This is a genomic window from Kocuria sp. ICS0012, from assembly GCF_001665945.1.
In the GTDB taxonomy this organism is placed as follows: domain Bacteria; phylum Actinomycetota; class Actinomycetes; order Actinomycetales; family Micrococcaceae; genus Kocuria; species Kocuria marina.
Genome location: NZ_LZMM01000046.1, coordinates 168,851 through 181,117 on the forward strand (window position 1 = coordinate 168,851; position 12,267 = coordinate 181,117).

Annotated in this window: 12 protein-coding genes and 3 riboswitches; of the genes, 4 read left to right on the top strand and 8 right to left on the bottom strand. The window is 69.2% G+C overall.

Annotated features, from left to right (window positions below; genetic code table 11):
* The 8 genes from A5728_RS07970 to A5728_RS08005 all read right to left on the bottom strand — a co-directional run bounded on the left by A5728_RS07970 (window position 1) and on the right by A5728_RS08005 (window position 9,380).
* Window positions 1–1,419, bottom strand: coding sequence for an O-acetylhomoserine aminocarboxypropyltransferase/cysteine synthase family protein (locus A5728_RS07970; RefSeq protein WP_064846523.1), 1,419 nt, complete (start codon window positions 1,417–1,419; stop codon window positions 1–3).
* Window positions 1,420–1,480: 61 nt separating this feature from the next.
* A riboswitch (SAM riboswitch) is annotated at window positions 1,481–1,578 on the bottom strand.
* A gap of 370 nt (window positions 1,579–1,948) precedes the next feature.
* Window positions 1,949–2,644, bottom strand: a complete 696-nt coding sequence (locus tag A5728_RS07975; protein ID WP_064846524.1) for a succinate dehydrogenase/fumarate reductase iron-sulfur subunit — start codon at window positions 2,642–2,644, stop codon at window positions 1,949–1,951.
* Entirely contained in the window at window positions 2,644–3,618 is a 975-nt protein-coding gene (locus tag A5728_RS07980; protein ID WP_064846525.1) for a succinate dehydrogenase cytochrome b subunit, read from the bottom strand. The genes A5728_RS07975 and A5728_RS07980 overlap by 1 nt, the downstream gene beginning before the upstream one ends.
* Before the next feature lie 145 nt (window positions 3,619–3,763).
* Window positions 3,764–4,282: a DUF3995 domain-containing protein gene (locus A5728_RS07985; RefSeq protein WP_064846526.1), complete on the bottom strand. Its 519-nt coding sequence runs from the start codon at window positions 4,280–4,282 to the stop codon at window positions 3,764–3,766.
* Window positions 4,283–4,291: 9 nt separating this feature from the next.
* Window positions 4,292–6,424 carry an AMP-binding protein gene (locus A5728_RS07990; RefSeq protein WP_197493127.1) on the bottom strand — a complete coding sequence of 711 codons (2,133 nt, stop codon included), beginning with the start codon at window positions 6,422–6,424 and terminating at the stop codon, window positions 4,292–4,294.
* 112 nt (window positions 6,425–6,536) lie between these two features.
* Entirely contained in the window at window positions 6,537–7,526 is a 990-nt protein-coding gene (locus tag A5728_RS07995; protein WP_231885567.1) for an ABC transporter permease, read from the bottom strand.
* A complete protein-coding gene (locus A5728_RS08000; RefSeq protein WP_064846527.1) occupies window positions 7,523–8,572 on the bottom strand; it encodes an aliphatic sulfonate ABC transporter substrate-binding protein in 1,050 nt (349 codons plus the stop codon). The genes A5728_RS07995 and A5728_RS08000 overlap by 4 nt, the downstream gene beginning before the upstream one ends.
* A gap of 4 nt (window positions 8,573–8,576) precedes the next feature.
* Complete coding sequence (locus tag A5728_RS08005; RefSeq protein ID WP_064846528.1) at window positions 8,577–9,380, bottom strand: ABC transporter ATP-binding protein; 804 nt, start codon at window positions 9,378–9,380, stop codon at window positions 8,577–8,579.
* Between the two features lie 7 nt (window positions 9,381–9,387).
* Window positions 9,388–9,479: riboswitch (SAM riboswitch) on the bottom strand.
* A gap of 128 nt (window positions 9,480–9,607) precedes the next feature.
* A riboswitch (SAM riboswitch) is annotated at window positions 9,608–9,722 on the top strand.
* Window positions 9,723–9,799: 77 nt separating this feature from the next.
* On the opposite strand from A5728_RS08005, the gene A5728_RS08010 reads away from it, so the two are divergent.
* From A5728_RS08010 to A5728_RS08020, 4 genes are all read left to right on the top strand, one after another.
* Window positions 9,800–11,215 carry an LLM class flavin-dependent oxidoreductase gene (locus A5728_RS08010; protein WP_064846529.1) on the top strand — a complete coding sequence of 472 codons (1,416 nt, stop codon included), beginning with the start codon at window positions 9,800–9,802 and terminating at the stop codon, window positions 11,213–11,215.
* Between the two features lie 191 nt (window positions 11,216–11,406).
* Window positions 11,407–11,658 carry a hypothetical protein gene (locus A5728_RS08015; RefSeq protein WP_156523412.1) on the top strand — a complete coding sequence of 84 codons (252 nt, stop codon included), beginning with the start codon at window positions 11,407–11,409 and terminating at the stop codon, window positions 11,656–11,658.
* Between the two features lie 27 nt (window positions 11,659–11,685).
* A complete protein-coding gene (locus A5728_RS14790; RefSeq protein WP_231885568.1) occupies window positions 11,686–11,859 on the top strand; it encodes a hypothetical protein in 174 nt (57 codons plus the stop codon).
* Between the two features lie 3 nt (window positions 11,860–11,862).
* On the top strand, window positions 11,863–12,177 hold the full coding sequence (locus A5728_RS08020) for a hypothetical protein (protein ID WP_231885569.1): 315 nt from the start codon (window positions 11,863–11,865) through the stop codon (window positions 12,175–12,177).
* Window positions 12,178–12,267 lie beyond the last annotated feature (90 nt).

Sequence of the window (12,267 nt, forward strand, 5' to 3'; positions counted from 1 at the left end):
CTATTCTCCTTCGGCTCCGGGCAGCGCGCAGGCCGCCGCACTGTTGTCCTGGTCCAGGGTGGTGCGCGCCGCGTCCGTGAGCGCGGCGGAGGGGGCGACGACGCCGCCGTCCCGGTTCCTACCGCTGGCTGCGCTCAGTGCCTGGTCCAGGTCCCACAGGATGTCCGCGGCGTCCTCGAGACCCACGGAGATCCGGATCAGGTCCTCCTTGACCCCGCCCGCGGCGAGCTGTTCGGAGCTCAACTGCTGGTGGGTCGTGGATGCGGGGTGCAGCACAAGGGTGCGGGCGTCCCCGATGTTGGCCAGGTGTGAGGCCAGTTGCAGGCTCCCGATGAATCGGGCGCCCACCTCACGGCCGCTCAACTCGTCCGTGCCGGCCACACCGAAGGCGAAAACGGATCCGATGCCGTGGGGCAGGTACTTCTGCGCGCGTTCGTGGTGGGGGTGGCCCTCGAGTCCCGCGTAATTGACGTAGGAGATGCGTGGATCCGTGGCGAGCCACTGCACGACCTCCTGCGTGTTGGCCACGTGGGCGTCCATGCGCTGGGGGAGGGTCTCCACACCCTGCAGCAGGTTCCACGCGGCCTGCGGGGTCAAGGACGGCCCGATGTCCCGCAGCTGCTCCGAACGCAGTTTGGTCAGGAACCCGTACTCACCGAAGTTCCCCCACCACGTCACGTTGTTGTACGAGGGAACCGGTTCGGTCATGGCCGGGAACTTCCCGTTGCCCCAGTCGAAGCGGCCGGATTCGACCACCACGCCGCCCAGAGTGTTACCGTGCCCGCCCAGGAACTTGGTGATCGAGTGGATCACGATGTCCGCGCCGTGCTCGAACGGGCGGCACAGGTACGGGGTGTTGAGCGTCGCGTCCACGATGAGCGGCACGCCTGCTTCGTGGGCCACCGCGGCGAGCCCCTCCAGATCCGCGATCTCCCCGGAAGGGTTGGCCACGAGCTCGGTGTACACGGCCTTGGTGTGTTCGGTGATCGCGGCCTTGTAGTCGGCGGGCTCGGTCCCGGGGACGAAGGTGGTTTCCACACCGAAGCGACGCAGGGTCACGTCCAGCTGGGTGACCGTTCCGCCGTAGAGCTGGGACGAGGCCACCACGTGGTCACCCTGGCCACACAGCGCGGCGAACGTGATGAACTCGGCGGCCATCCCGGAGGACGTGGCGACCGCCCCGATCCCGCCCTCGAGGGAGGCGATGCGCTCTTCCAGGGCCGCCACGGTGGGGTTGCCGATGCGCGAGTAAATGTTGCCGTACTTCTGCAGCGCGAACAGGTTGGCGGCGTCGTCGGCGTCCTTGAAGACGAACGAGCTGGTCTGGTAGATGGGCACGGAGCGGGCGCCGTGCTCGGCGTCCGGGGTGCCGCCGGCGTGCAGGGCGCGGGTGCGGAAACCGAACTGGTGCTCGGCCATGGATGTCCTCCTCGTCGGCCGGGTACGGCTCCCGTCCGACAGCTGCCCGGGGCCGCGCAGCACTCCATCGGTCCTGGCGGTAGCACCGTGCAGTTGGCCGAGCACTGCGGGTTGCTGCGGCGTCATGGATCCAGGTCTCTCGGCCGCTCGGGATGGTGCGTCTATTGTGTCGCGCGCGTGGGTGACGGACCAAACCGTGCGGATCGCAGCCACCCGAAAGCGGGTGCGATTGATTCAGAGGGCGCGCGCCACGGGTGCCCCGCCGCGAAGGTCACGCTACAGAACAGGTTCCAGCGTTCTCTGGCCCGCAGGATCCCGGATGCCACGGTGGTCGAGGACTCACGCTCGGCGGCCCGCACCACCGCGCGTCCCGCCGGGCCGTTGCGGCTGCCCTTTCCCCGGTGGCGCAAGGGCTGACCCGCCCGTCCGCGGTTAGGCCCCCGGTCGGTGGGGCCCGCGGTGAAAGCGGTGAACTTCCCGCCTGCGGGGTCGCCGACTGCTGGTGAGCTCGCTGGCTTCGGGGCGGAACTCAGCCGTACTTCTCGGGGTCCTTCCGGCGCAGGTTCTCCCGCGCCACCGCGGTGAGGTTCTCGAGTGGCAGCCCCGCCGGGCAGACCCCCGTGCAATCGCCCAGCAGGGAGCACGGGCCGAACTCGTGCTCGGCGGCGTCGAGCACCTTGCTCGAGCGTTCGTCGCGTTCCTCGGGCGTCTTAGCGAGCGGCGGCAGTTCCTTGAGCAGCGTGCCCACGTAGAGCTGGCCCGAGCCGTTGGGGCACGCGGCCACGCACGCGCCGCAGCTGATGCACCCAGCGGTGTTCAATGCCTTCATCGCGACCGGGAACTTGGCCTCCTTGGCCACGCGCCGCAGGGCCTTCTTGTCCACGGACAGGTCCTTCTTGACCGGGAACGCTCCCGCGCGCAGGGGCTCGATGAAGATCTCGTCCCCGTCCCGGTAGGCCCTGAGCGACTGCGTGCACGAGGCCCGGTTCTTCTCCGGCCCGTGGGCCACGCCGTCCACGGTCACGCCGCACTTGCCGCAGATGCCCTCGCGACAGCCGTCGTCGAAGCTCACCGGCTCTGCACCCTGGCGCTCGAGCGTCTCGTTGACGGCATCGAGCAATTCGAGCACGCTCATCTCCTCGCGGGCCTGCACGGGGTGGACGGTCTCGAAGCCACCGGGCTCGTCCTCGCCCGCCTGGCGCCACACGTGAACGGTCAACAGCATCAGCGCACCACCTTGGTCAGTACGGCCACGGGAATGCTCACGTTCCCCAGGGCGACGACGCCGCCCACGGCCTTAGCGATCGTGTCCACCTGTCGTACCCGTCGGGCGGTTCCGGTCACCCCGGTGTCCATCGCGGCGGTCCGCAGGCCATGGATCATGTGTCCGGCGAGCGCGGCCATCGAGGCCGTATAGAACACCGCCACGGACGGCCGGGACAGGCTCGCCACCAGGTTGCCGTACGCGTCACCGTGGGTGTGGCTTACGGAAGCAGCAGGCCGGGCGCCCGCCGTCAGGTCCAGCACGTGGTACACCGTGAACAGTCCGAGCACCGCGCCCGTGGAGCGCATCGAGCGGGCGATGATTCGGGGGACGGAGCGGCGTCGGCCTCGGGGACGCTGACGTGGCGCGTGGCGGTCGAAGTGGCTGGCCAGGAAGGCTCCGTCGAACGCCGCTTTCCGGTACCGTTGCGTCCCGCTCGGGGCAGGCGCGGTGGGGAAACCGTTCCGTATCTTCTGAGCGGCGGCGCCCACCCGCCACGTGATCGGCCGGAGCGCATCAGCGACCGTGCGGCCCTCGGCGCTCATGGCCCGCAGCGTGAGCTCGGTTCCGGCCAACACGTGGGTCGCAGCACTTCCGATCAACCCGATACGCACGACCCACAGCACGGAGTTGCGGGGCAGCACCGGCGCGCCCACCGTGCGAATGAACTCGGCGTATTCGTTGTAGTGGTCCCGGCCTAGGTAGACCTGCATGTTCCCGGCCATGTGCCCCACAGTGAACACGCTCAACACGGTGCCCGAGGCGGCCATGGCGAGCTTGAGGTCGGAGCTGTGGGTGTCCCCGAACATGCGCTGCCAGGCATCGCCGGCCACGGCAGCAATCCCGGCAGTGACGGACGCGTCCGCGGGGGCGGTGGCCGTGCGGGTAGTGCCGGTGACGGGTCGCTCGGTCGAGGGCTGCGCGGCGGAATTCATCACTGAGCCATCTTAGAAGTTCCTTCGGGGCATAACAGTTCGCGGGGTCACACGCGGTCATGCCCGCAGATCGGGAAGAAGCCTGGGTGGTGGTCATCCGCAGTTGGCGGCGTGGGTTCCCCGGTCGTCTCCTTCGTGCGGATGTTCACCTCCCGATAAGTGACTCACGTGTGCCGTGCGGGCGCGTCCGCGCCGGCCGGGACCGCCACAGATGGATCAGCAGCGCGGCACCCCAGACCAGGAACAGTGGATCCCACAACCATGCGTGACCGATCATGGCTAGTCGCTCGTATCCGGTGGCCGGGCGGATGAGCCCGATGAGCACGGCATTGCTGATCACCGTGTTGGTCCCGCCGTAGACCACCAGGACCACAGCACCCACCCAACTTATGGCCCGCCAGAACCGTCGCCAGGGCACCCTGTCGTAGGCTTCCGCCACTGGAATGACGGCCGCCATGAGCTTGAAAAGCGAAACCATGCCCAGCCCCAGCCCGGCCGCCAGGGGTGCCTCGTAGGACAGCCGTACCGTCCACTGCCCCACGGTGTCCAGCAACCAGTGCCCGCCCAAAGCCCAGTAGAGGCTGAATCCGGCATGCACGACCCCGGCCGCACACGCCAACCAGACCCAGCCGCGACCGCCGTGGGATCGGGGCAACAAGCTCATGTGGTCAAGCTAAGCACGCCCTGCCAAGACCTCCGCGATCGCGTTTAGCGCTTCCTCGTTCTGCAGCGAGGAACGGTCGCCCAGCTGCTCGCCCTCGTAGAGCTGGGTCAGCAGGCGGCGCGTGATCTTCCCCGAACGGGTCTTGGGCAGATCCGGAACCACGATGACCTCGCGCGGTTTGGCGATCGGGCCGATCTCCCGGGCCACGTGCGCGCGCAGCTCCTCGCGGACCTCTTCCGTGGACAGCGATTGCGCATCCGCCGTGAGCACCACGCACGCCAAAATGGCGTGGCCCGTTACCGCGTCGCGGATCGGGGTGGCCCCGGCCTCCACTACGTGGGGGTGGGTCACCAGGGCGGATTCGATCTCGATCGTCGACAACCGGTGCCCGCTCACGTTGATCACGTCGTCCACCCGCCCCAGGATGTAGAGGTCGCCCTCGTCATCGGTGCGTGCGCCGTCCCCGGCCAGGAACCAACCGCGCTCGCCGTAGGCCGCCCAGTAGGAGGACAGGTAGCGCTGCGGATCGCCCCATACCGTGCGGGCCATGGACGGGCCGATCTTGTCGATCACGGCATAGCCCTGCAGGTTGGGGCCCACTTCCTCACCGGCCTCGTCCAGTACCCGCACAGATACGCCGGGGACCGCACGCGTAGCGCAACCGGGCTTGGGGGAGGTGTGCGCTGCGGCCTCGTCGAACGTGCCGGGAGGGGCGAACTGCGGATCGTGCGGGCGCGGGGACGCGACGCACGAGCCCGTCTCGGACTGCCACCACGTGTCCACGAAGGGCACCTCGTCGCGGCCGACCTGGGCGCGCAACCAGCGCCACGCCTCCGGGTTGATGGACTCGCCCACGGAGCCGAGCAACCGGATCGAGGAGAGGTTGTAGACCGGGGGCAGCCCCTTGGGGAACGCGCCCATGAGCGAGCGGATCAGGGTGGGTGCCGTGTAGTAGTTGGTCACGCCGTAGCGCTCGATGATCTCAAAGTGGCGACCGTAATCCGGGGTGTTGGGCGTGCCCTCGTAGATCACCTGGGATACGCCGTTGACCAGCGGGCCGTAGATCTCGTAGGTGTGCGCGGTGACCCACGCGAGGTCCGCGGTGCACCAGTGCACGGTGGAGTCCACCTTGGCGGGGTCGTTCACGGCGGACAGCTCCTCCGGGCGCAGCACCCCGGACGCGTCGGGCACGTCCGGGAGCAGGTCGAACAGCAGGGCGTGGGTGTATGCCGTCTGCACCATGTATCCGCCCATCGTGTGGACCAGGCCTTTGGGCCTCCCCGTGGTGCCGGACGTGTAGATGATGAACAGGGGCGTCTCCGCGTCGAACGCCTCGGGCTCGTGGACGTCCGAGACGCCCGCGGTGAGCTCGTGCCACCACACGTCACGCCCGGGGGTCCACGGCACGAGTTCCTCGTCCTTGGAATGCAGGCCCCGGGTGCCGCGCGGCAGATCGGTGCGCCCGGGCCGGGACGTGCGGCGCACCACGATCACGTGCTCGATGCTGTTCTCACCGCTGCAGGCCTCGTCCGCATTGGTCTTCACGGGAACGACGGCGCCGCGCCGGTTCTGCCCGTCCGTGGTCACCAGGACCTTGGCTCCGGTGTCTTCGACCCGGAACTTGAGGGCTTCTGCGGAGAACCCGCCGAACACGAGCGAGTGGATCGCCCCGATGCGCGCGCACGCGAGCGTGATGATCACGGTCTCCGGGATGACCGGGAGGTAGATGACCACGCGGTCGCCCTTCTCCACGCCCAGTTGGAGCAGGGCGTTGGCGGCCCTGGATACCTCACGCTGCAGGTCCGCGTAGGTATAGACCAGGCGGTCCCCGGGTTCACCCTCGAAGTACAGGGCCACGTGCTGACCACGCCCGGCTGCCACATGGCGGTCCACGCAGTTGTACGAGACGTTGAGTTTCCCGCCTTCGAACCACGCGATCTCGGGCACGGTGTAAGTGGGGTTGCCGTCGTGGTCCTCACCCGTGCGCTGCGGCTTCTCGAACCGGTGAGCCGTGTGCCACGGCTGCGCCCAGTCCAGCCGCCCGGCCTGCTCGACCCAGAACTGCACCCGGGCGTCGTCGGAGATCAACGCCGGGTTCGGTGTGGGGTGAGCGGGGTCTGAGTACGAGTGCGTACCGGTCACGAGTCCTCCTGTGATGTCGATCCGAACGGTTGGTGTCTGCAACGGCCGGGCCCCCGGTCGAACGACCGGGCCGCGGTGGAACGGCGGGCGCCGGCGGGAACCGGGCGGGTTGTCACCTGGTTCCGGCCACGCTCCAGCGCCGCTGCGTCCACCGCTCGAAGATGCCGAGCAGGGCGTCCGTGAGCTTGCCCAGCACGGCCAGCAACACGATCGCGAGCAGCAACCGGTCCGTGCGGCCGTTGTTCTGCGAATCGGTGAGCAGGAACCCCAGGCCCATGGAGGAACCCAGCAGTTCCGCGGCCACCAGGAACAACCACGCCTGGGCCAGGGCCAGGCGCAGCCCGGAGATCACGGAGGGCAGCACCGCGGGCAACTGCACGGTGGTGAAGAGTTTGACCCCGCGCAGCCCGAAGGACCGTGCGGCTTCGATCAGGTGCCGGTCCACGTGGCGCAGCGCGGCGGACACCGTGGTGTACACCGGGAAGAAGGCGCCGATCGCCACCAGGGTCACCTTGGAGTTCTCCCCGATCCCGATCCACAGCAACAGCAGCGGTACCCACGCGAGGGACGGCACGGCGCGCAGCGCGCCGATCGTGGGCGAGCCGATGGCCCGCGCCCACGGGGAGAGCCCCAGCAACGCGCCGAGCAACAGCCCGAGCCCACTGCCGATCAGGAAGCCCACGATCACGCGCTGCGTGGAGATCCCCACGTGCAACCACAGGTCACCGCTGCGCAGCAGCTCCCATCCCGCGGCGAGCACCGCGGACGGGCGCGGCAACTGCACGGGGGAGAAGGTCCCGTTCGTGGAGAGGGTGTGCCACGCGAGCACCAGCAGCACGGGCAGGACGATCCCGATCAGCCCCAGGGCCCAAGGATTGCGCAGCGCGCTGGGACGCGTGCGGGAATCCGCCGCGGCAGGGGTGTCTGATGGGGGTGCGACGTCGCCGGGTGCCACCGCGCCCGCCTCGTGGCGTCCGTTGTCGTCGGACAGTATGGCCACCGCAGTGACGCCAGCTGCTTCGGAGGACGTGCCGCCCGGTGCTTCGCGGGACGCGCCGTCCGAGGACCGCGGTGCGGCGGAGGAGGTGTCGTGAGTGCTCATGAGGACTGCTTCCCTTCGATCACCTGGGCCACGGCGGCCGCATCGGCGTGTTGTGCGTAGTGCTGCTCCACGATGTTCGCGAGCGCCTCGTCCACGTCCTGCTGCGAGGAGACGTCCCCGGATTCCACCAGGATGGGCCCGACCCGCTCGAGCACCGCGAGCTGTTCGGGGCCCGGAACGGGGTCGATGTCCAGGTGGGTGCGCTGCCAGACCCGCCGGGCGGTGTCGCGATCGATGCTCGCGCCTTCCGCGAGGATCGCGATCCCCTCCTCCGGGTGCTGCAGCGCCCACTGCCGCGCGTAGGCGTACGTGTTCACCACGTCCTGCGCACCCGTGGGGTTCAGCTGCAGGAACACCTCCCGCGCGTTGAGGAACCCGTACGTGTTGAACTCCAACTGCCGGTGGAACAGCACGTCCCCGGCCTTCTCCGCGGCGGCCATCACGGGGTCCAGTCCGGACCATGCGGCCACCTGACCGGTGTCCAGCGCGGTGCGCCCGTCCGCGTGCTGCAGGTTCACCACGGTGACGTCCTGTGCGCTCATGCCCGCCGCGCCGAGGGACTGCAGGAGGAAGAAGTACGGATCCGTGCCCTTCGTCGCGGCCACGGACGTGCCCGCGAGATCCGCCACGGTGCGCACGGGGGAGTCCGGGGTGCGCACGAGCGCGGACCACTCGGGCTGTGAGAACAGGTCGATCGTCCTGATCGGCGAGCGGTTGGCACGCGCGAGCAGTGCGGCGGAACCTGCCGTGGAGCCCACGTCCACGACCCCAGCGCGTAGCGACTCGTTGGCCTTGTTGGAACCGGCCGAGTACACCCACGTTACGGTCTGGCCGTGGGCCTCGGCGACCTTCTCGAGCCAGCCCTTGGCCTTGATGATCAGGGACAGCGGGTTGTAGGTCGCGTAGTCCAGGTAGATCTCGTGCGCGGAACCGCCGGCCACACCGCGGCCCGGACCTTCGCCCTCCATGACGCATCCGCTCAGGGGCAGCGCCAGCGCGGACAGGCCGAGTGCCTGCAGTGCGCGGCGTCGGGACAACTGCGCCATGCGCTCAGCGCTCCACGCCGAGCAGGGCCAACAGGTGGGCGCGCAGCGCGGTGATCTCACTGTCCTCGCGGGAGCGCGGGCGGGCCAGCTCGGGGGAGATGATCTCGGCGATGGTCGCGGGGCCCGTGGCCGTTTCCCGCGCGAGCACCACCACGTGATCGGAGAGCACCAGGGCTTCCTCGACGTCGTGGGTGACCATGAGCACGGTCGTGGGATCGGCGCGGTGCACGTCCAGCAACAGGTCCTGCATCCTGATCCGGGTCAGGGCGTCCAGGGCCCCGAAGGGCTCGTCCAACAACAGGACCCGAGGGTTCCGTGCCAGGGCCCTGGCCAGGGATGCGCGCTGTGCCATGCCCCCGGAGATCTCCGCGGGACGGTGATTCGCGTGGTGGGACAGGCCCACGAGCTCCAACAGCTGCGCCACCCGCTGCTTCCCCTCCCGGGCGGGAGTCCCGTCGGGCAGACCCAGCGCCACGTTGCGGGCCACGCTGCGCCACGGCAGCAACCGCGGTTCCTGGAAGCCGACGGCGCAGCGCGGGTCGATCTCGCGCACCACCGAGTCGTCGATCCGGACTTCGCCCTCGCTCGCCGTGCCGAGCCCGGCCACGGCGCGTAACAGGGTGGACTTGCCGCAGCCCGAGGGGCCCAGGACCGAGACGATCTCGCCCGGGCGCACCGTGAACGTCACATCCTGCAACACCCGGTGCGTTCCGGGTCCCTGGTGCGCGGGGAAGGACTTGCCGACCCGGTCGAAGATGACCGCCGCGGCGTCGACGGCAGATTCCGGGCGCGTGAGGATATGGCTCAATTCATCAACTCCATCGTTCCTGGCATTAGCACCTTGCCCGCGTGGGGCTGGTTGCTGCGACGTCAACGAGCCAGGTCTCTCAGCCGCTCCGGATGGGAACCCCACCATTGAACGGGCCGGGAGCCCGCGGGTGCAAATCGTGTGACGCGCCGGGGCGCCGTCGTGACGTGCCGTAACCCGAGGTGTTTCCGAGGACCGGGGATCCCCGTTAGGATCAATGCCACAACGATCACGAGTTCCGACGTTTAGCCCTGGCTTGTCGGACGGCAACCCTCTCCCGTAGCGGGGTGCCCCAGGTGAGGATCGGGCCGCATGACACACCGCATGCGGCAAGTACGGCGCCACACAAGCGCGCTGGACCCGCAAGGTAGGCCGCCGTAGGTGGTGCACGGGGCGCGGGTCGTGTTCCTGCTGAGGGGCTGACCGAGATGAGCAAACGGATTTCCGTCAACGCGTTCGACATGACCTGCGTGGATCACCAGAGCTTCGGGTTGTGGCGCCACCCGCGGTCCCGGGCCACCGAGTACAACACCATCGAGTACTGGACGGAGCTGGCCAAGCTGCTGGAGCGGGGCAAGTTCGACGCACTGTTCCTTGCGGACGTGGTGGGCATCTACGACATCTACAAGAACTCCGCGGCTCCGGCCGTGCGTGACGGGGCCCAGGTCCCGGTCAACGACCCGTTCATGCAGGTCTCGGCCATGGCCGCCGTGACCGAGCACCTGGGCTTCGGCGTGACGAGCGCGGTGACCTACGAGCAGCCCTACACCCTGGCCCGCAAGTACGCCACACTGGATCACCTCACCAAGGGCCGCGTGGGATTCAACGTGGTGACCTCCTACCTTCCGTCCGCTGCGGAGAACCAGGGCCTGCCGCGCCAGATCGAGCACGATACGCGTTACGAGATCGCGGAGGAGTTCCTGGACGTGTGCTACAAGCTCTGGGAGGGCTCGTGGGAGGAGGACGCCGTGGTTCAGAACCGTGAGACGGGTGTCTACGCGGATCCCACCAAGGTCCATCCCATCCGGCACAGCGGGGAGCACTTCACGGTTCCCGGAGCGGGGCTCACGGCACCGTCCCCGCAGCGCACACCGCTGATCTTCCAGGCCGGCGCGTCCTCGCGCGGGCAGGCGTTCGCGGGTAAGCACGCGGAAGCCGTGTTCATCGGCGGGTTGCGCCCGGACCTCACACGTTTCGTGACTGACAAGATCCGCGACCGGGCTCAGGCCGAGGGCCGCAGCCGTGACGACGTCAAGATCTACGCGATGCTCTCCGTGGTCGTCGCGGACACGGACGAGCAGGCCCAGGAGAAGTACCGCGATTACCTGCAATACGTGGACCTGGAGGCCTCCCAGGCGATCATCGGTGGGTGGTCCGGCGTGGACCTGTCCCAGTTCGACGAGGACGAGGCCCTGAACTACATCAAGACCGACTCCATCCAGTCCTTCCTGACCCCGTTCACGCTGCAGTCCAAGGACAAGCAGTGGACGCGCGAGGAGATCGCCAAGCACTGCGCCCTGGGCGGGATGGGTGCCGTGCTCGTGGGCTCCGCACAGACCGTCGCGGATCAGCTCGAGACCTGGGTGGACGAGGGCGGCCTGGACGGCATCAACCTGGCCTACCACGTGAGCCCCGGTTCCTTCGAGGACTTCGTCGAGTACGTGGTCCCCGAGTTGCAGAAGCGCGGGCGCTACCGCACCGAGTACGAGGGCACCACCCTGCGCGAGTCCCTCTACGGCGAGGGCCAGCCGCGGGTCAAGGACACCCACCCCGCCGCGGCCTACCGGGGCGCCTTCGCGGGCGCGAGCTCCGTGGCCACGGCCAGCTCACGCTGAGCCGCCCCGAGCCAGGGGACGACGCAGCGCCGCACCTTCCCGAGGGCACGCGCGACACGCCGCGGCGGCGTTCGCCGAGCACGTGCGGGAGCCCGGACTGTCCTGCCCCGTGGTGGACGGGGGGTGCGGCACGGGACACGCGACCGCGGAGCGCGCACCCGCAGCTGCTGCCGGCGGGCGCTGTGGTGCTGGTGGCGTTCCAGGCCGTGGACGGCGGCCGGCCGGTGGTCTTCTTCGACCATGCGGTGGCGCCCGACTGGCGCTGGCACCCGGACGTGATGGCGGGCCGCCTCTACCGCGCTGGGTTCACGGAGCGGTGGCGCGCAGTGAACCGCCCGGATGCCGAGCACCGTTTCCCAGAGTGTCACCTGCTGACGGTCAAGGAGACGGCCGAGGTACCGTCGGTCCCGGTGGACCGGGGCTGCTCGGCGGGCAGCTGCTGAGCCGACCCGGCGGCCGGGCGGGAGGCCGTGCGAAAGCCGCGGGGTGCCGGGCGGAACGTGCGGGGCACCGCACGACAAGACGGACGATCGGTGGAAGAGGCGGCGGGGAGTGGCAAGGCCAAGGAATGGGGGGTGCTGATGGAGCTGGGCCTGGTCGTGGTGGGCTTCCCGCTGTCGGTGCTGGCTCCCCAGGTGCTGTGACAGGTGTTCGGGGAGCACCAGGCCGTGGGGGCGGTCAGGCTCCTCGCGCAGTTCCTCGGGGTCTGCATGGTCGTCGTGGGGCTCATGCTGGTGGACACGCTGCTGGACGCCCTGTTCTTCGCCCTGACCCGGAGCCGGGTGGCCACCCAGATCTGCTCGGCGGCCGTGTTCGTCGCGGTGGTCGCGGCACTGTTCTCCGTGTGGGTGTCCTGGTCCCTGGGGCTCGTGCTGACGAGCGTGGTGTCCGCTCTGGTGGTGCTGCTCTTCTCGAAGCTCGCCACTGAGCGGTACGCCGCTCTGCTGGGGCGGGACGGTTGAGCGAGGAAGTGTCCAGCAGGGTGGCGCGGTTCGCGGGACCTCACCGTCGTGTGCCGCACCGGCGGACGAGGATGCCTGGCCCCGCGGTCC